Origin of the sequence: Roseibium sediminis (assembly GCF_008711325.1) — a bacterium.
In the GTDB taxonomy this organism is placed as follows: domain Bacteria; phylum Pseudomonadota; class Alphaproteobacteria; order Rhizobiales; family Stappiaceae; genus Roseibium; species Roseibium sediminis.
In genome coordinates this window covers 342,507-361,393 of the sequence record NZ_VXDB01000001.1, presented here as the reverse complement: position 1 = coordinate 361,393, position 18,887 = coordinate 342,507, and the positions used below count along the sequence as shown (strand labels likewise).

Genomic DNA, 18,887 nt, shown 5'->3' with positions numbered 1-18,887 from the left:
TTGGTGTAAGCTAGAGAAGGAACGGATACCCGCCCTCCAGTTTCAGGAGGGCAATTTTGGTGTCGAGACCCCCGTCTCCCGAATATCCGCCCAACCCGTTTGCCGACAAAACCCTGTGACAGGGAATGATGATCGGGATGGGATTTGCGCCGCAGGCCTGGCCAACTGGCTGACCGAATGTCGCAAGATCCTTGGCGATTTCGCCATAGGTGCGTGTGTTTCCATAAGGAATGTCCAGCATCGCCTTGAAAACCGATTGATGGAACTTTGCGCCTTTCGGGTTAAGCGGCAGATCAAAAACCTTAAGGCCCGCAGAAAAGTAGGCCTGCAGCTGTCTGGCCGCTTCGCGAGTGAGTTTATTTTCTTCCTGAAACCCGCCCCCGGTCCAAGACAGCCGGACAATCGAGCCGTTTTCGGCCTGAACGTTTATATGTCCGACCGGCGTGGCAAGGCTTGTGCCGTAGATCAAAGGTGTCTCGCTTCGTGAAAGAGGTGGGTTGTCGGGAGGTATTGCTGCTTTTCGGGTTCCTTGGTGTCAAGCGGATGGCGATAAATCAACGACCGGCGTCGCCGAATGGTCTATTCGGTTTATTGTGCCAGTCCACTAAGATGCAAATCAGGCACGGGGGATTACATGACAAAAAATGCTGCGATCGGAATGGTTTGCGTCTTCGTACTTGTTGCAGGGTTGTCCGGTTGCGCGAACCTTGGCGGCTTCGGTGGAGCGGGCAGCACGGGACCGGGTCTTTCCTCAAGTTCTGCGGTTTCCGGAAGCGAGGACGAGTTTGAAGCGACTGTCGGTCGCACGATCCTGTTCTCCGAATCATCCTTTGCGCTGAGTGCAGAAGAGGAAGCTCACCTCGACAAGCAGGCTGAGTGGCTGAAGAACAACCCGACCTGGCTGGTGAAGGTTCAGGGACATGCGGATGATCCTGGATCAGAATCCGAGAACAAGACCTTGTCGCAAAGGCGCGCTGAGATTGTGCTTGCCGGTCTGGTCAGCCGAGGGGTCGAGGCAAGGCGGATGTGGGCCAAGGGTTACGGGATTGAGCGCCCGCTGACCGACTGTGACCCGGCTGCCTGCTCCCGTCTGGACAGGCGGGTGGTGTTGAACTTGCGGGACAGCTATGACGATTCTGCTCCGAAAGCCCTGCGCAACTGATTAAACTGCTGGACAAGTCTGCCTTCGTGAAGGAAGACCATACTCAACGTTTCGGACCAAGAAAGACGTATGAGCAACGAAAACGGGAACGATCCGAATAAAGACGTGGACGTCGACGGGGCATCGGAAGACAGCATCCCGGACGAGGCTTTGCCTGCAAAACCCGGAAAACGTCTCACTCTCGGGCACATTGCCGACCAGCTCGGGATATCGACCGCGACGGTGTCACTTGCCCTGCGCGATAGTCCTCTTGTTGCCGAAGATACACGTGAGAAGGTCAAGCGGACTGCCCAGGAAATCGGCTATATCTACAATCGCTCGGCCGCGTCCTTGCGGACCGCCCGGTCCCAGATCGTTGGCGTGGCAGTTCACGATATCCTGAACCCCTATTTTGCCGAGGTCTTTTCCGCGCTTGAATCTGTTCTCGAAGAACAGGGGCAGATGATCTTCATCTGCAATCACCGGGATGACGTCAAACGGCAGCGCGCCTTTGTCAGCACTCTTCTGCAACATCGCGCGGATGGTCTTATCCTGTGCCCGTCTGTTGGAACCTCCTCGGAAGAAATCAACCGGCTGGTCGATCAGGGGATACCGGTGACGCTGGTGGCGCGTGAGGTCTCGGGGGTCTGGGCTCCGTGTGTCCGTGGTGATGACTTTGTCGGAACCTATCGGATGACGCAGCATGTTCTTGCTCAGGGACACAGGCAGATCGGTATGGTCGGCGGGCGTCGGCAAAGCTCAACCGGGCGGGATCGGAATGAGGGATGGCGGCAGGCACTTGTTGATGCCGGTATCAACCCGGATGAACAACTGGATATCCCCGAGCTGATGACCCAGGCTGATGGACGGTCCGCGGTTCCGAAGATCCTGAACATGAAGGATCGCCCGACTGCCATCATCGGCTTCAACGATCTCGTTGCGCTGGGCATGATGACCACTTTGCGACGTGTTGGGGTGGAGCCGGGGCCGGACATGGCGATTACGGGCTATGACGATGTCGATGGTGCCGCGAGCCGTACCCCGGCCCTGACCACGGTTTGCAACCATGCGGACAAGATCGGCCGTCTCGCAGCGCTAACGCTTCTGCGCCAAATTGCGGGAGAGAGGGTGCCTCACAAGCCGATCCTGATCGAGCCGGAGCTGAGAATACGCGAAAGCGCTCCGCCACCGGGAGAGCGCCTGGGACCAAGACTGGTTGACTGAAGGCTGTGCCGATTATTGCTCGCTGGCGATCAGCTGTGCTTTCGAGGATTTCGCATAAACGGTCGACCGGTTCCTGCCTGTCTGCTTTGATTCATAAAGAGCGGAATCAGCACGTTGCAGCAGAGACGATATTTCCACATCGCTCTTGTCGATTTCCGTGATCCCGATACTGCAGGTAACCGGTTTCGTCATCGGTCCGGCGAGGCACTCTTCGGCAATTTTCTTGCGAAGACGTTCCGCCACCACATAGGCGCCCTGAATTGTCGTGTTGTGCAGAACAATGCAGAACTCTTCTCCGCCGACGCGACCGAAGATGTCCACGGCCCGCAATGTAGGTGAGGCGACTTCGGCAAAGCGCTTCAAGACGGCGTCACCCACGGCATGACCAAAATTGTCGTTGATCGACTTGAAGTGGTCGATGTCCATCATCAGCACAGAGAAAGGGGTGTTGGTGCGGCGGTATCTGGCGATGTCGCGGGTCGCCAGTTTCAGGAACGCACGGCGATTGAGCAAACCGGTCAGATCGTCCGTGCTGGCAATCGCTTCCAGTCGTGTCTGGATCGCCATCAGGGCGTCATGGTCCTGCTTGCGGGCGATCTCATAGCTGATCCAGTCCGAAAACCGGCGGATGAGTTCCTGATCGGTTACCGTAAATGCTTTGCTTCGCTGGAACGGGGCAATGTAGGCAATCTTTCCAAGCGTCTTGCCGTCCACGATAATCGGGGCGCCGATAAGCGTTTGAAGGTGTTTGTCCGGATCTTCTGTCTTTAACTTCGGATGCGCATAAGCTTCCTTGTCGATCGCCAAAAACTCTCCGCTGGCGAGCTGGAAACTGCAATAGGTCTCACCAAGTGAGGCAATGAGAGCCGGATCGGGCAGCGGAGATGCCTCGTTGAAGTGGCTTACCGCACAGGCTTGTTTGTCATCTTCCCAGATTACACCGATCGGCAGTTCGAAATGGGAGCTGCCCAATTCGACGATCCGCCGGATCTTGTCCTCATGGGTAAGGTCACGGGAAGCCGTCGTTGCGTAGAGAGCCGCAAGGGTTTTTTCCTTGCGCTTGCGTTCGCTGATGTCGACGCCAAATGTGACCACGCCGATGACTTTTCCGGTCTCGTTCCGCTTTGGGATGTATTCAAGCAGAACGCAGCGGAAGACTCCATCCGGGAACACGGCGTTGATTTCTGAGGTTGATGGTGTGCCCTCCAGAGCCTTCTTGAACAAGGCGCTTGAAATCTTCCGTTCAGCCGCAGGAAGGAAATTTCGCAGGTTTTGCCCAATGAATTCGTCGCGTGTTGCGTTCAGCCATTGGGCTGCAACTTCATTGATGTAGCGGCAATGGCCATCCGGATCAGATTCGACGATCGAGCTCGACAAGCTGTTTGCCATCGTCTCAAGGCTGTCAAAAGCCTGTTTGCTCTCGGCCTGAGCGTTCTTCAGCGCGGTAATGTCCGTTCGAATGCCGGCTACTCCGCCCGAGCGAGTGCGTCTTTCGGCAATCTGCAGCCAGCGTCCATCGCTCAGATTTTGCTCGATAACTGATGCGTTCGCGTTTTGGTGGCGTTGAACACGTTCGGCGAGCCATTCCTCGTTGCTCATTCCGCCAGTGTTGTACTGACCGCGCTCAAGCCCGTAGCGGATGATGTCTTCAAACGTGTTGCCCGGAACAATTGCCTCCGCGGATTCCTTGTAGATCTCGCGGTAGTTGTTGTTGCAAATCACCAGCCTGTCATGCCGATCATAGAGCGCGAAGCCCTCTGTGATGGCTTCCAGCGCATCTTCAAGTGTATTGGCTGCGTGTCCGGCGAGCGCCTCAAGCGTCGATTGTTCGGTAATGTCGCGAAGAATCAAAAGATGCCCGCAAAGGCATCGTTCTGAGTCATAGAGCGGGGAAGATAGAACCTCCGACATGAAGGTCTGGCCGCATTCGCGCTGCAGGCAGCAGTCGCCGATGCTGGTTTGACCTGCCCGAAGTTGGGGAGGCATGGCCAGGAAGTCTTCTATCGGCTTCTGGCTGAGAAACAGCATGGAGATCGGCTGACCCAACAGGCTGGAGCCTGAATGTCCAAGCAACTTGTCTGCGGCGGGATTGGAGAACGATATGCGGCCAACAACGTCGATGGCGATCACGCCTTCGGGGAACGCCTGAAAGGACGTGCTCAAATCAACGCTGAAATTTGGCGCTGTCGTCATCTACTGCAAACTCCCGCACGGAGACTTCCGCAATTGCCGAGGATTCCGTTTTGATAGCGATGATTAAAACCTAAAATTCTTTCCGACGATGAAACTACGCCCAAATCGTTATGCAAAAATGAATTACAGATCATCAAACAAGTCGTTACGCTTGTAATAAAATTGCAAGATTTGCCTATTCCCGGTGTTCTATTTGGAAATTTTGTAAAAGTTTTTCGTAAACAAGACATTCTCGCGGTTATTCTTGTTTCTATTTCTATGAAAATGCATATTTTGCATGTTTGTTTGTCTGTTTTTATTAAAAATTAAGTCAGCTAATGAATTTCGGTGATCTGATTGAATTTTATATTTGAGCAGTGATTGACGTAAAGAAACAGGCTCAGGCTTCTTCGTGCTTGTTATATGTTTCACGGTGTCTTTATTGTGCGGTTCAGAAGACACGCCGGGGTCACTTGCGAACGAAAATCCAGTGAAAGCGTCCCGCGCGTGCATCGTACGAGCTTTTCGAGCCGGAGGAAGTTGTGAGTCAGCCAGTCATTTTTTTGCCAAATCCCGCTCTGCCACTTGTTGAAGACGCGCTGGATCGCGAGTTTCAGGTTCTGCGCGGGGCGACAGCTTCAACGGATGAGATTCAAAAGGCGGCGGATCTTGTGCGCGGTGTTTCTGTTTTTCAGGCCAGGATCGATGAGGCTTTTCTCGACCGGTTTCCGAATCTGGAGATCGTGGCGAATTTCGGCGTTGGATATGATGCCGTTGATGCAAAGGCCTGCGCTGCTCGCAATATCATGGTGACGAATACGCCGGATGTTTTGACCGAGGAGGTTGCCGATACCGCAATTGGCCTCATGATTTCAGCCGTGCGCCAATTCGGCGCTGCAGAGCGCTGGGTTCAGTCCGGTAACTGGGAGCGCAATGGCTCGTTCCCGTTAAGCCCCGGCACTTTGCGTGGGCGCACGCTCGGGGTTTACGGACTTGGTCGGATTGGCAAGGCGATTGCCGCGCGCGCTGAAGCCTTCGGCATGGAGGTCTGCTACCACGGACGAAACCGGCAGTCTGATGTTGCCTATGCTTATCACGATACGCTGGTCGGATTGGCGCAGGCTTGCGACACGTTGATGATCGCAACGCCTGGTACGCCGGAAAACCGAAATGCTGTTTCAACCGAGGTGCTGGAAGCGCTTGGCGCCAACGGTGTTGTCGTCAATATCGGCCGCGGGTCAGTGGTGGATGAGCCTGCTCTGATTGCCGCTCTGGATAAGGGCACAATTCTTGGTGCCGGACTTGATGTCTTTGCCGACGAACCACGCGTGCCGACAGCGCTCCTTAACCGCGACAATGTCGTGGTGCTCCCGCATATCGGGTCCGCCTCCATTCATACCCGCAATGGCATGGGTCAGTTGGTGGTCGACAATCTCGTAAGGTGGTTTGCCGCCGGAGAGGCGGTTACGCCAGTGCCGGAAACCCGGCATGTCAAACCGGGAACGCGGCGCGCGGTTTAATCCGCGCGCTCCAAAAAGGTCCCTATGCGCTGAAGGGCGCGTTCGATGTTTTCGCGTGAGTTGGCGTAGGACAGCCGAATGTAGCCTTCGCCGAGTGTGCCGAAGTCTGGGCCGCCAATCACGGCAACGCCCGCCTTTTCCAGGAGGGCGGAGGCCAGAGGCTTCGATTTCCAACCGGTCTCGCGGATATTCGGGAAGGCATAAAAGGCCCCCAATGGCGTCCGGCAGGTGACGTTCGGCAGGGCGTTCAGGCCGTCTACCACCAGTTTCCGGCGGGCGTCGAATTCGGCCACCATCTCGCGCACGGCATCTTGCGGTCCTGTCAGGGCCGCAAGTCCGGCATATTGCGCGGGAGCATTGACGCAGGACCATGCATTGACCGCCAGCTTGCGCGCCTTGTCGATCAGCTGGTCCGGCCAGATCGAATAGCCCATCCGCCAGCCGGTCATCGCGTAGGTCTTCGACCAGCCATCAAGCAGGATCAGACGATCCCGTAATTCCTCAAAGGAAGCCAGAGATACGTGCTCCATGCCGTCATAGGTCATCTGGGCATAGATTTCGTCCGACATCACGGCGACGTTCGGATGGGCGGCAAGACCTGCGACCAGCTTCTCGATCTCTGCGCGTGGCGTAACGCCGCCTGTCGGGTTTGCCGGTGAGTTGAGGATGATCAGCCGCGTGCGCTCATTGATAAGACCAAGGGTTTCGTCAGCGGAAAAGGCAAAGTCGTTTTGCTCACGGATGGGAACCGGGACCGGCTTTGCTCCTGTAAACTCGATCATGGAGCGATAAATCGGAAAGCCGGGATCCGGATAGAGGATTTCTGCGCCGGGCTCGCCGAACATCAAAATGGCCGCAAACATGGTCACCTTGCCGCCGGGCACGATGACAACATTATCGGGAGAGGCAGTTGCTCCGGTTCTGGCATGAAGATCTGCACACACTGCTTCGCGCAAGGGCAGGATGCCGGTTGCCGGCGTGTAGCCATGATGACCGTCTCTCAGGGCCTTGATGGCAGCTTCCACGATATGACCTGGTGTCTGGAAATCCGGCTGACCAATTCCCAGATTGATGATGTCCCGCCCTTCTGAGGCCAATTGGGTTGCCCGTGCCAGAACGGCAAAGGCGTTTTCTTCTCCAATTCGGTCGAAACCTGAAATCGTCTTGAGCATGAGCTTCCTCCCAGATGGCCAGCGCGAATGGTACAGGTATCGCTTTGACGAGGTCTGGAAAAGGCAGCTTTGGGGCAAAAGTGTTCTGGCTGCTGTCATCGAAATTTCGATGAATGGAGGCCTTCACGACCGTGATCAGGACGGCTTATAGTCGCGCCAAATAATTTCGCCGGAGACCCTCCGGCTGCACAGGAACCAGAAAGGCTCGCCATGTCCGCGACCCAGTCCCCGGAACGCACCCAGATCCCGGTCACCGTCTTGACCGGATATCTCGGGGCCGGAAAAACAACGCTTCTCAATCGCATCCTGACGGAAAATCACGGCCAGAAATATGCGGTGATCGTCAATGAGTTTGGGGAAGTGGGCATTGATAATGATCTGCTCGTGGAATCCGACGAGGAAATCTTCGAGATGAACAACGGCTGCATCTGCTGCACCGTGCGCGGAGATCTTATCCGCACGGTTCAGAACCTGATGAAGCGCCGCGGCGCATTTGATGCGATCATCGTGGAGACCACCGGTGTTGCCGACCCGGCTCCGGTAGCACAGACCTTTTTCATGGACGACGATGTGCGCAAGGCGTCCAGACTGGATGCGGTGGTAACAGTCGTGGATGCCCGACATGTGCTGCAGCGTCTTGCCGATACAAGCGAAGCCGAAGACCAGATCGCCTTTGCCGACGTCATCCTGATCAACAAGACCGATCTGGTATCCGCTGAAGAACTGGCCAATGTTGAAGGTCGGATCCGGAAGATCAATCCATATGCCGTGCTGCATCGGAGTGAACGGTGCGCAGTGGATTTGAAGACTGTTCTGGATCGCGGAGCATTCGATCTGGATCGCATCCTGTCGCTTGATCCACATTTCCTTGAGCATGGTCATCATGCCCATGAATGCGGCCCGGAATGCGATCACGATCATGATCATCATCACCACCACGATCATGAGTGTGGCACGGACTGTGATCATGACCACGATCATCACAACCATCACCATGGGCACGACCACCACCATCACGAAGACCCGCATTCCGTGAAGAGCATTTCTCTTGTGGCCGGAGATCTCAACCCGGACATGTTCTTCCCGTGGATCAATCAGGTTACCCAGGTTCAGGGCCCGAACATACTTCGCCTGAAAGGTATCTTGTCCTTCAAGGATGATCCGCAGCGCTATGTGATACAGGGTGTGCACATGATCGTTGAAGGCGATCACCAAAGAGACTGGAAAGAGGGCGAGGACCGGTCAAGCCGCCTCGTGTTCATTGGCCGGGACCTTAACTGGGATGTCCTGAAGCAAAGCTTTGCGGCCTGTCAGGCACAATAGGACAGGTGAGACAGTGCCAACAGTAGCTCCTGTAGAAGTCGGCGGGTATGTCGTTCGCGCCGGCTTCCTGAATGAAACGCCATTTTTTGCATGCGGCAACGGGGAGGTCGTCCTTCTCGGAGCAGCTCCGCGAATTCTGACTGCGCATCAGGGCGGGATCCTTGCTGCCGTGCCCACATCAAAGGCGGACTGCCTGATCACTTCCGGTGATGATGGCCGCATCATGAAGGTCGGATCGGAAGGCGAGCTTGAACAACTGGCTGAGCGGCCACGCAAATGGATAGACCTTCTGGCTGCCGGGCCGAGTGGATCAGTCGCCTTTGCTTCCGGGCGAACCGCTTGGGTGCGATTGGCAGACGGGACCGAGAAGGAGTTTGCCCACGAAAGAGCGGTTGGTGGTCTGGCATTTGCCCCCAAGGGCATGCGGCTGGCAGTTTCTCGCTACGACGGGGCAACCCTCTGGTGGCCGAACACGGCCGGCAAACCCACCGAGCTTTCCTGGAAAGGGGCTCATCTCGAGGTCTGCTTTTCGCCAGACGGAAAGTATCTTGTCACAGCCATGCAGGAGAATGCGTTGCACGGCTGGCGTCTGTCCGACATGCAGGACATGCGGATGACCGGCTATCCGGCCAAGATCAAGTCGTGGAGTTGGTCGGCCAAGGGGAAGTACCTTGCGACCTCCGGCGCGAATTCCGCAATTCTTTGGCCCTTCTTCGGCAAGACAGGGCCGATGGGGCAAACGCCGCTACAGCTTGGGGTGCGTGGCGACAGCCTCGTAACTGCGGTAGCCTGCCATCCGGCGGAGGATGTTGTGGCGCTTGGATATGCAGATGGCATGGTCCTGATGGCCCGGTTCGAAGACAACGCCGAAGTCTTGTTGAGACGGCCCGGGAAAGGACCCGTTTCAAGCCTTGCATGGGACAATGCCGGGAATCGGCTGGTTTTCGGAACCGAGGAAGCGGAAGCAGGTGTCATTGCGCTACAGGACTAGGGCACGTCTTGCATTCACTGAATCATCCGACGTGCTTTATATACTTGCTTTGGCGCATTTCCTGACGGCGAACCGGTATCCGCTTCGCCTGGAAATGTTCTGGAAGGACTGGGTCTTATGGGACGGATCTTTGTTGTCATCGTGATGCTATTGACCGGGACGACCACGTCGCAGCTTCCCGAATTTGCGCAGCAATATCGCCAGCGGCTTGGGGGCGCCATCGACGCTCTTCAGGAAGTGATGGCTGATTTCAAGCGGGATGCCGAAGCGTTCGGCATGTCAATTGATGCCGCAATTGAGCGTCTCAAGGGCACACCTGATGAGTTCGCTCAACGCCGCGGTACGACCATGGAGGACACAAGGACGCGCTTGGCCAATTTGGAACAGCAACAGGCGGAGCTTCAGTCGTCTGGTCCATTTGCCCGACTTGGTGTCTTTCTGACCAGTCTGGATACTGAACTGGCGCGGGCAACAGCTGAAGATTATGAACCTGCTGTTCCGGTGACCACAGAAGGGCTTGCCAGCGCAGGTATTGGCGGATTGATCGGGCTTGTCCTCGGTCGCCTGTTACTGGGTGTTGGGCGTCTGGGACGTCGCAAGCCGCGCCCTGCTTGAGAGATTAGAAGACACTATGGATACAATCACCTCCAACGGCGGCATGGTCGTCGCTCCTCATATGGAGGCTGCACGGGCCGGCGCGGACATTCTCGCTGATGGTGGGTCTGCCATCGAGGCCATGATTGCTGCTGCAGCGACTATTGCCGTTGTCTATCCGCATATGAATGCGATTGGTGGCGACGGGTTCTGGTTGATCGCGGAAAAGGGCAAAGACCCGAAGGCATTGATGGCCTGTGGTGGAGCCGGAAGCAAGGCAACGATCGAGGCCTATAACAAGGCTGGATATGGCGCCATTCCGACTCGCGGACCGCTGGCCGCCCTGACGGTTGCAGGAACAGTCGGGGGCTGGGCCAAGGCACTGGAAGCAGCACAGTCTCTCGGCGCGGGGAGAATGCCACGGACGGACCTTCTGTCTGCCGCCATTCGACATGCCAAGGAGGGGATTTCGGTCACTCGCAGTCAGGCGCGTCTGACAAGAGAGAAGCTGGCCGAACTGAAAGACCAGCCAGGGTTTGCCAATGTCTTTCTTGTCGATGGAGAGGTTCCGGCGGAAGGTAGCATTCTCAAACAGGAGCGTCTTGCCGATACGCTGCAACACCTTGCCCACGAGGGATTCCAGGAGTTTTACAAGGGGGACGTGGGAGCTGCGATTGCTGATGATCTTGAGCGGATCGGTGCGCCGGTGACCCGACAGGATCTGGAAAAGTTTGAAGCCCGTTTCAGGGACCCTTTGAAAGTTCAGCTGTCCTGCGGCACGGTTTTCAATACACCTCTTCCAACTCAAGGGCTTGCTTCCCTCCTGATCCTTGGTCTGGCTGATCGATTGAACTTGCCGAACCGGGAAGGGGCCGGTCTGGTGCATGGTCTCGTCGAGGCGACAAAGCAGGCTTTTCTCGTGCGGGATCGGGTTGTCTGTGATCCGCTTCATACGCCCGAGCCTGCAAAAACCTTTCTGGCAGACGATTGGCTGTCCAAGACGGCAGCTTCAATCAGCATGAAGCGGGCCCTTGAGTGGCCAACAAATCCCTCGGCCGGGGACACAATCTGGATGGGGGCGGTGGACCGGAACGGTGTGTCGGTCTCGTTCATTCAGTCAATTTACTGGGAATTCGGGTCCGGCTGCGTTCTGCCCAAGACAGGTATTACCTGGCAAAACCGGGGGGCGAGTTTCTCGCTGCGGCCAGAAGCCCTCAATCAGCTTGCACCAGGACGGCTGCCGTTCCATACGCTCAATCCGGCCATGGCCCGCCTTCATGATGGACGAACCGTCACCTATGGAACAATGGGCGGAGAAGGTCAGCCGCAAACGCAGGCTGCGATCTTCGCGCGCCATGTTTTCAATCAGGTGCCAGTTGGAGAAGCCGTGGATGCTCCGCGATGGTTGCTTGGTCGGACCTGGGGGGATGAAACCACGGCTCTACGGCTGGAGAACCGGTTCGATCCCGATAGCGTTCGTGATCTGGAGCGGATGGGACATGACATCGTCCAGATCGATGAAGGCTACTCTGACACCATGGGGCATGCTGGCATGATTGTCCGCAATTCCCGCGGCGGACTTGAAGGGGCGCATGATCCTCGGGCAGATGGTGGTGCTGCCGTGGCCTGATCAGTTCAGCTCAGCTCAGTTTAACCCCACCCCACCCGGATAATCCCTGATTTCTTGAAACTCCGCGTCGATCCTGTTTTCTTAGCTGCCATGGGTGACACAGTGTTCGCACCCACCAAATGCAAACCGGCTGCCCTTTGGTTGCCATCTGGAGGGTTTTGACGGACATGGACCAGATCACGCGGATGCGTTGCTTTCTGAAGGTTGCCGACCACAAGGGATTTTCGGCAGCAGCCCGGGACATGGGGCGCTCCAAGGCACTGGTTTCCAAATATATCGGCGAACTGGAAGATGAGCTTGGTGTTCGTCTCCTGAACAGGACAACCCGGCAGGTTTCCCTGACCGAGGTGGGTGAGGCCTACTACAAGGAGGCGTCCGAAATCCTGCAGCGTCTTGATGAGTTACAGGTGTCTGTTCAGTCGAGCCAGCAAGCGGTTCGCGGGCGTCTCAGGATCTCTGCTCCGCGATCGATGGGAGACCATCTCTTCAATCAGGCTGTGATGGAGTTTCTGGCGGCCAATCCAGATGTGACTGTTGATCTGCGGTTGGAAGACAGGTTTGTCGATCTTGTAGAGGAGGGGTTCGATCTTGCAATTCGGGTATCGGAACTGGAAGATTCCAGCCTGATTGCGCGGCAGATTGCGCCGTTTCGCACGGTTGTCTGTGCCACGCCGCAGGTATTGGAAAAATACGGCAGGCCTTTGGTGCCCGCGGACCTTGGCACCCGGCCTTGCCTGATCGATACCAACTATCGCTTCAAGCAGAACTGGGCTTTTCAACAAAACGGTGAGCGGGTCTCGGTGAGCGTCAAGGGCCCGGTCGAAGTGAACAGCCCGTCAGCTGTCAGAGATGCCGCCTTGTGCGACCTTGGTTTTGTTCGCACGCCGTTGATCTTCGTGGCTGATGAAATTGCCGCAGGAAAACTCGAAATCGTGCTGGAGGAATTCGAACAGCCGATGCGGGGCATCTATGCGGTCTATCCCCACCGACGGCACCTGACCGGGAAGGTCCGGGCATTCGTCGATTTTCTGGTGGAATGGTTCGGGACGCATTCCTACGACCCCTGCCGTGGGCGCTGATCCAATCGCAATGCTGATGAATGAACTGCGCGCGCTGATGTGTGTGGAACGCTGGTGCACTCCACACACATTGCGCGGTCAAGAGCTTAAGGGCAACCGGTGTTGGGAGGAAATCACCGATGTTTGCCGCTCTCCTCTTGCGCCTCTGAACGGGCGCCTCACAGTGTGAAAGCGAAGCCAATCATCGATGTTCCGGCGGTTTTTTTCTTGTGCCGGACCATCGAGACGGGGCTCGTTGGCGAACGTCCTGAATTCTCTCGGTCCGCGTCTTTGTCGGACGGGGCGATGGGGCAGCGGTGCGATCCAAATCTCGATCAGAACGACGCTTTTGAAAGAACTCACTTCCAACTCTCACTGGATTGATGCTAGTAGAAAGCATTGTGCGTTTCAGCAACGATTTTTCGTTAGTTTTACCAAACTGGCGTCAAAACTGATGCATAATAGCGTCACAAGTGACGCAGATGCCGAAGGCGCTAATGGAAAGCGGTCTGTCTTGTGCGTACAGTACTTTTGGTTAAAATTGCGCAGGAAAGCACTGGTTCAGCCCAATGACTAGTATCTCCATTGATATCAAATCGATATTTGGAAAAAATCTTCGGAAATTGGTCGGAGAAGATACGCCGATTACCGAAGTCGCGCGCCATGTTGGGGTCAATCGGACCCAATTAAACCGCTATCTTTATGGTGAGGCGTTTCCACGGCCGGACGTTCTGCATCGGATCTGCACCTATTTCGGAGTAGATGCACGCATTCTGACACAAAGCCTTGCAGAGATTGACGCTGATCAGCAGCAGGCGGGACCTGCTCACGCCGATGTTATTCCGAGAATGGGCTTCGAGCCTGTTGATCGATCAGTCTTTCCGGACGGGTTTTATGTCGAGTGGAAACCATCTTGGATTTACGAAGGACTTTATACCCAACATCTCTTGCTTGCGTCGACCGTTGATGGCAGGCGCTTGACGCGGGTTCGCGTACCCGGCGGCTTGCGCCCCGACCTGAAGGCTCGTCGGTTTCAGCGGCCGTTGATTGATTATGTCGGAGTTGCAGTTTCACAAACGGATGGGTTTGTCGTTTTTGACCAGGGGCAAGGGTCCCACGGCGTTGCCATGACCGCGTTTCGGCGCGGTTTCCTAAATGTCGAAAATGTATATCCGGGATACAAACTGAGTGCGCTTGTCTTTAACAGGCAAAGACACCAGTTCCGGGGGCCGACGGTATTGCAGTACATTGGTCATAACTATGGGAAGGTGCTGAGGGTGGCCCGGCAAACGATCTGGCATAAGCCGGATAATGTGCCACGTGATATCTACGCTATTCTGGAGGTCATGGAGACCGAGGACCGGGGACTGTTACCTGTCCCTTCCTACAGGTAATGACAGGGCCTCTTGTCACTCGAGGTCGGCAAATCAGCGTTTGGGGAAGGCCTCTGGGTTTTATGGATCCAATTTCTGCCTTCGTTTATCGCGCTGTGTGAAGTCAGTATGCAGAACTGTATTTCGCATGATATTACGAAAGATTTGATCAAATCAGCTGATTTTGATGAGTGTGTGTTAAAATTTGTAAGTATAGTTGCGTTTGTTTGCAAAATTCACCAAAACATCATCTTATTAATGCTCACTATGTCGCGTTATTTTTTAAAATTTCCTTATATCACTATAATTCAATTTTTATTTTTCTTTAATATTACTATTTTCATCTTGGCAAATTACGCATAATGCGTATTTATTCATATTTATTCCAATATTGTATTTCTATTATATGCAGCATGACTATAATTAGCGTCTGTGTATGCGACATGTAATCAAAAACAATTTTATTCTATTTATAGCAACGTAAACAAACTTCTTAAGTCTCCAAAATTACGTAGAGTATATTTCGTAATTATTTGTTTATTCATCGAACTATTGTGAAAATTACGAAGGTAAATTATGTTGTTCCTAAAATAAGTCATTCAGGCGGTCTGGCTAGGGGAGGGCGTATGGCTGGGGGCGCTGCCGACATTCATGCAATATTTGGCCGAAATCTTCGGCGGTTGATTGGAAACGGCGTATCGGTTTCGGAAGTCGCGAGGGACATTGGTATCAATCGGACGCAGTTGAGTCGTTACCTGTATGGCGAAGCCTTTCCAAGGCCGGATGTGTTGCATCGTATCTGTGTGCATTTCGATGTTGATGCCCGGATATTGACCGATCCACTTGAGAGCATCACGCTTGACGAAGGAGAAGCGGCGCCCGCTATCGGCCCCTTTTCCGAATTAGATTTCGAGCCGGTCAGCCAGTCTGTGCTACCGGATGGCTTTTACATCGAGTGGAAAAGTTCATGGATCAATGAGGGCTATTTCACCAAGCAGCTGATGCTCGTTTATACGGATGGTGGAACTCGTAAAACCAAACTGAAGCAGCATGTTCGGGTTCAGAAAGGGCCCGAAGGAAACAGATTTTCACTTCCGCTCATCGAGCATATCGGAGCTGTGGTGGCTCAGCCGCGAGGATTTGCGATGGTGGATCAAGGGCGTGGGCACAAGGCCATTGCGATGTCCGTGTTTCGGAACGGCTTCTTTGAAAATGAAGGCCTCTATCCTGGATACAAGCTCAGTTCGCTTGTCTTTAACCGCACGCGGCATCATTTCAAAGGGCCAACTTTGCTTGAGCGCTTGCCGAGCTCGGCGAATGTGATACTGGAAGCCGCAAGAAGCCCTGTCTGGTACACTGTCGATCAGTTGCCCGACGATATCCAGATCGCGATGGGTGTGCTCATGGATGAAGACAGGGGCCGCACGAACGGTTCTGAAACCTGAGCATGCGGACGGCCTGATGCATGAGCCGGGAGCTTGCCGTGAGCAGGCTTCCGGCTCGATTTTGTTTGTTATTTATGAGCCTGCAGCCGTTCATGGGCGAGGCGATCTGCAATCGCTTCAGGTGTCGAGTTTTCCTGTTCGCTGCGGCGGAAGATATTGCCAAGAGTGGCGCGAATGGCCTCGGTCTTGGCGCGAACCTCGGTGTCATTGCCGCCCGGTTTTGCCAATGCAATCGAAATAACGCCGCCAGCATTGATCACATAATCGGGAGCGTAGAGGACCCCGCGCTTGCGCAGAGCGACGCCATCATCCGGGGTCTTCAGCTGATTGTTGGCAGCACCGGCGATAATGCGAGCACGGATGCCAGGCACTGTTTGTGCATTGAGGCCCGCACCAAGCGCGCAGGGTGCAAAGATGTCGACATCGGCCGCATGTGCATTTGCGGTTTCGATGGCCGTTGCGCCGAGCTCAGTGACTGCCCTGGCAACGGCTGCTTCATTGATGTCGGAAACAACAAGCTTTGCTCCAGCCCGGTGCAGCTGGGCGGCAAGATCGTAACCGACATGGCCGAGACCTTGCACGCTGACGGATTTGCCGGTCAGATCCGCCGAGCCGAAGACATGTTCCGCAGCGGCCTGAATGCCGCAGAAAACCCCAAGGGCGGTGTAGGGAGAGGGGTCGCCCAGACCGGTTGCCTGTGTGCCGCGAACGTGGCCGGTTTCCTTGGCAACCTGTTCCATATCATCGGGGGAAACGCCAACATCTTCTGCGGTGATGTAGGTCCCGCTGAGACGTTCCACGTGACGCCCAAAGGCTTGCATCAGCTCCGGGGTCTTGTCCTTTTTCGGATCCGCAATGATCACTGCCTTGCCGCCGCCCAATGGCAAGTCCGCTACGGCGTTCTTGTAAGTCATGCCACGGGACAGGCGCAGGGCGTCCGTCAGAGCTTCTTCGGGTGTCGCATACGGCCAGATCCTGCAACCGCCAAGTGCCGGGCCCAAAGTGGTGTCGTGCACGGCAATGATGGCGAACAGGCCATGTTTCTTGTCACGGACAAAAACCACATCCTCATGATCATCATATTCGATATGGTTGAATACCGCGCTTGTGGCCAGTGATGGGGTGAAGGCATTCATTGTCTGAATCTCTGGGCTTGTCTCTGGAAGGTGGTTCCTTAAGGATCAATATGTCGATTTGTCGCGGAAAAACGTGGTCTATATTCCGCATATTGGGTGAAGCTTGGAGGAAATCTTCCGATTTTTTCCTGTTGTTAGTGGATATTTTTCGCTGAAACCCGTGCATTGCGGAAGAGGCGGTCTTGATCCCGCCGTGATCGCTTGCCAAACAGTCGTGTCATGCTTCCCATTGCGGTCAGCCGAGGCGGTTCATTTCAATGACTTTTCGATATTTGCGGTCGCTTGTCGTCGCTCTTGCCATTGCAGTTTTGGGTGCGCCGGTTGTCTTTGCTCACCCGCATATCTTCGTTGAGGCACGGTCGCGTCTTGTCCTCAATGAAAACGGTCTTGCCGTGGCGGTGAAGCACGTATTTCGCTTTGACGACGCCTATAGTGCTTTCGCCGTGCAGGGCTTCGATACAAATCTGGACGGCAAATATTCTCCCGAAGAGCTGCGCGAGCTAGCCGAGGTCAACGTCGAAAGCATGGCTGATTTCGGCTTCTTCACCTTTGGCGATGACACCAAGGTGGAGCTGGATTTTACGGCACCAACCGACTTCTGGCTTGAACTGGCCACCGTATCGATCGATGACTACTGGGCGATGAAGCCGGAAGACATTGAAGCCATGCGCGAAGATGTTCGGTTGAATGGAGGCAGTGTTCCGGAGACGGTTGATCTTCTGGAACTGCACTTCACCTTGCCGCTGAAGGAACCGGTGTCCGCGACGCGCACGATCACGCTGGATGTCTATGACCCGACATATTACGTCGATTTCCGCTTCTCGCGGGCAGAAGGAGCATTGGGGGTCGATAACTCTGTATCAACCTGCGCGGTCGAGCGCCGCGATCCGCCTCCGCTGGATGACGCTGTCGCCTACGCTCTTGCCCAGATCGGGCCGGATCAGCGTGACCTGCCGCCGGAGCTTCAGTCCGCGGCGCAAACGCAGGTCAATCAGATGGTCGTCGTCTGTGGCGGCAATGATCAGGTTGCGGCGAATGTAAGCGCGCCGGTCGAGAAGCAGGTCGATTCTGTTTCCGACAGCGAGACTGTGGCTGAAGGCCCGGCGGCGTCGACCGAGCCTGCCGGAACTACAATCAAAACCGGCCCGTTTGATGCCTTCTTCGGAAAGATTGCCGCGCTTCAAAAGGACTTTTATCAACAGCTGGTCGGGGCACTTCGGGCGTTCCAGACAAATCCGAACGCAGCCTGGTTGTTGATTGGACTGTCCTTTGGGTATGGGGTTTTTCATGCAGCCGGCCCGGGGCATGGAAAGGCGATTATCTCGTCCTATGTTCTGGCCAATCACGAGACTCTGAAGAAGGGCATCCTGCTGTCATTCCTGTCTGCGTTTGCGCAAGCTGTGACGGCAATCCTGCTTGTCGGTGGTGCTGCGCTGGTTTTCCGCATGACGTCGATTGCCATCCAGAATACAGCCCGGTGGTTTGAAATCGGCTCTTATGCTCTGGTTACCGTGCTGGGTCTGTGGCTTCTTTGGCAGAAGGCGGGTCGTCCGCTCTTGCAGAAGCTGGGTGGAAAATCCGCAGCTGCGCACTCGCACCACGACCACCACCAGCACCACCATGACCATGACCATGACCATGCGCATGGCCATGGCAGCGCGCACCACCACCATCACCATGATCACAATCATGACCACCATGGGCCGGATGGGGCCTGCTCCACGTGCGGGCATGTTCATGCGCCCACTCCGGCAATGGTGGAAGGCAAGATGTCGATAGCCAAGATGGCGTCTGTGATCCTGGCCGTCGGATTGCGCCCCTGTTCCGGAGCTCTGGTGGTTCTTGTGTTTGCCCTGTCACAGGGCATGGTGCTGGCCGGTATCGGGGCGACACTCGCCATGGCTGTTGGAACGGCGCTCACCGTTTCCGTTCTGGCGGGGCTGGCCGTAGGGGCGAAGGGTGTTGCGGTGCGTCTGTTCGGCCATGACAGCTCGACGACGGCCTATGTGCTCAACAGCATCGAAATCGCCGCTGCGCTTGTTGTGTTCCTATTGGGAGCAACCTTGTTGACCGCAGCGATCGGGTGGGGCTGAGCGCCCCACCTTCGC

At 55.5% G+C, this 18,887-nt stretch carries 15 protein-coding genes; 11 read left to right on the top strand and 4 right to left on the bottom strand.

What is annotated here, in order from left to right; all coding sequences use genetic code 11:
* Positions 1–10: 10 nt before the first annotated feature.
* Positions 11–469: a methylated-DNA--[protein]-cysteine S-methyltransferase gene (locus tag F0155_RS01610; RefSeq protein ID WP_208999079.1), complete on the bottom strand. Its 459-nt coding sequence runs from the start codon at positions 467–469 to the stop codon at positions 11–13.
* A 165-nt stretch (positions 470–634) separates the two neighbouring features.
* On the opposite strand from F0155_RS01610, the gene F0155_RS01605 reads away from it, so the two are divergent.
* Positions 635–1,162, top strand: coding sequence for an OmpA family protein (locus tag F0155_RS01605; protein ID WP_208999078.1), 528 nt, complete (start codon positions 635–637; stop codon positions 1,160–1,162).
* A gap of 69 nt (positions 1,163–1,231) precedes the next feature.
* Entirely contained in the window at positions 1,232–2,365 is a 1,134-nt protein-coding gene (locus F0155_RS01600) for a LacI family DNA-binding transcriptional regulator (RefSeq protein WP_208999077.1), read from the top strand.
* 12 nt (positions 2,366–2,377) lie between these two features.
* Here the strand turns inward: F0155_RS01600 and F0155_RS01595 are convergent, their stop codons facing one another.
* Entirely contained in the window at positions 2,378–4,558 is a 2,181-nt protein-coding gene (locus F0155_RS01595; RefSeq protein WP_150522715.1) for a diguanylate cyclase, read from the bottom strand.
* Positions 4,559–5,079: 521 nt separating this feature from the next.
* On the opposite strand from F0155_RS01595, the gene F0155_RS01590 reads away from it, so the two are divergent.
* Positions 5,080–6,057 carry a 2-hydroxyacid dehydrogenase gene (locus tag F0155_RS01590; RefSeq protein WP_150522714.1) on the top strand — a complete coding sequence of 326 codons (978 nt, stop codon included), beginning with the start codon at positions 5,080–5,082 and terminating at the stop codon, positions 6,055–6,057.
* On the opposite strand, the gene F0155_RS01585 is transcribed toward F0155_RS01590, so the two are convergent.
* Positions 6,054–7,229: a pyridoxal phosphate-dependent aminotransferase gene (locus tag F0155_RS01585; protein ID WP_150522713.1), complete on the bottom strand. Its 1,176-nt coding sequence runs from the start codon at positions 7,227–7,229 to the stop codon at positions 6,054–6,056. The genes F0155_RS01590 and F0155_RS01585 overlap by 4 nt on opposite strands.
* Before the next feature lie 210 nt (positions 7,230–7,439).
* On the opposite strand from F0155_RS01585, the gene F0155_RS01580 reads away from it, so the two are divergent.
* The 7 genes from F0155_RS01580 (at position 7,440) to F0155_RS01550 (ending at position 15,643) form a co-directional block, all read left to right on the top strand.
* Entirely contained in the window at positions 7,440–8,552 is a 1,113-nt protein-coding gene (locus F0155_RS01580) for a CobW family GTP-binding protein (protein WP_150522712.1), read from the top strand.
* Between the two features lie 13 nt (positions 8,553–8,565).
* Positions 8,566–9,543, top strand: a complete 978-nt coding sequence (locus F0155_RS01575) for a WD40 repeat domain-containing protein (protein ID WP_150522711.1) — start codon at positions 8,566–8,568, stop codon at positions 9,541–9,543.
* 117 nt (positions 9,544–9,660) lie between these two features.
* Positions 9,661–10,158: a DUF2937 family protein gene (locus F0155_RS01570; protein ID WP_150522710.1), complete on the top strand. Its 498-nt coding sequence runs from the start codon at positions 9,661–9,663 to the stop codon at positions 10,156–10,158.
* 16 nt (positions 10,159–10,174) lie between these two features.
* Positions 10,175–11,767 (top strand): gamma-glutamyltransferase family protein, encoded by a 1,593-nt coding sequence (locus F0155_RS01565; protein WP_150522709.1) that lies wholly within the window; start codon positions 10,175–10,177, stop codon positions 11,765–11,767.
* A gap of 167 nt (positions 11,768–11,934) precedes the next feature.
* On the top strand, positions 11,935–12,846 hold the full coding sequence (locus F0155_RS01560; RefSeq protein ID WP_150522708.1) for a LysR family transcriptional regulator: 912 nt from the start codon (positions 11,935–11,937) through the stop codon (positions 12,844–12,846).
* A gap of 548 nt (positions 12,847–13,394) precedes the next feature.
* Complete coding sequence (locus F0155_RS01555) at positions 13,395–14,219, top strand: helix-turn-helix domain-containing protein (RefSeq protein ID WP_150522707.1); 825 nt, start codon at positions 13,395–13,397, stop codon at positions 14,217–14,219.
* Between the two features lie 512 nt (positions 14,220–14,731).
* The gene (locus F0155_RS01550; protein ID WP_244303445.1) at positions 14,732–15,643 is read left to right on the top strand and encodes a helix-turn-helix domain-containing protein; all 912 of its coding nucleotides are present in this window, start codon (positions 14,732–14,734) and stop codon (positions 15,641–15,643) included.
* Positions 15,644–15,711: 68 nt separating this feature from the next.
* Here the strand turns inward: F0155_RS01550 and F0155_RS01545 are convergent, their stop codons facing one another.
* Positions 15,712–16,779, bottom strand: a complete 1,068-nt coding sequence (locus tag F0155_RS01545; protein ID WP_150522706.1) for a Glu/Leu/Phe/Val dehydrogenase dimerization domain-containing protein — start codon at positions 16,777–16,779, stop codon at positions 15,712–15,714.
* A gap of 257 nt (positions 16,780–17,036) precedes the next feature.
* On the opposite strand from F0155_RS01545, the gene F0155_RS01540 reads away from it, so the two are divergent.
* Positions 17,037–18,872: a HoxN/HupN/NixA family nickel/cobalt transporter gene (locus tag F0155_RS01540; protein WP_150522705.1), complete on the top strand. Its 1,836-nt coding sequence runs from the start codon at positions 17,037–17,039 to the stop codon at positions 18,870–18,872.
* Positions 18,873–18,887: the final 15 nt, after the last annotated feature.

Coding starts and splice junctions, on each gene's coding strand:
- F0155_RS01605 (WP_208999078.1), top strand. CDS start 635: ATGACAAAAAATGCTGCGATCGGAATGGTTTGCGTCTTCGTACTTGTT.
- F0155_RS01600 (WP_208999077.1), top strand. CDS start 1,232: ATGAGCAACGAAAACGGGAACGATCCGAATAAAGACGTGGACGTCGAC.
- F0155_RS01595 (WP_150522715.1), bottom strand. CDS start 4,558: ATGACGACAGCGCCAAATTTCAGCGTTGATTTGAGCACGTCCTTTCAG.
- F0155_RS01585 (WP_150522713.1), bottom strand. CDS start 7,229: ATGCTCAAGACGATTTCAGGTTTCGACCGAATTGGAGAAGAAAACGCC.
- F0155_RS01580 (WP_150522712.1), top strand. CDS start 7,440: ATGTCCGCGACCCAGTCCCCGGAACGCACCCAGATCCCGGTCACCGTC.
- F0155_RS01570 (WP_150522710.1), top strand. CDS start 9,661: ATGGGACGGATCTTTGTTGTCATCGTGATGCTATTGACCGGGACGACC.
- F0155_RS01565 (WP_150522709.1), top strand. CDS start 10,175: ATGGATACAATCACCTCCAACGGCGGCATGGTCGTCGCTCCTCATATG.
- F0155_RS01560 (WP_150522708.1), top strand. CDS start 11,935: ATGGACCAGATCACGCGGATGCGTTGCTTTCTGAAGGTTGCCGACCAC.
- F0155_RS01555 (WP_150522707.1), top strand. CDS start 13,395: ATGACTAGTATCTCCATTGATATCAAATCGATATTTGGAAAAAATCTT.
- F0155_RS01545 (WP_150522706.1), bottom strand. CDS start 16,779: ATGAATGCCTTCACCCCATCACTGGCCACAAGCGCGGTATTCAACCAT.
- F0155_RS01540 (WP_150522705.1), top strand. CDS start 17,037: ATGACTTTTCGATATTTGCGGTCGCTTGTCGTCGCTCTTGCCATTGCA.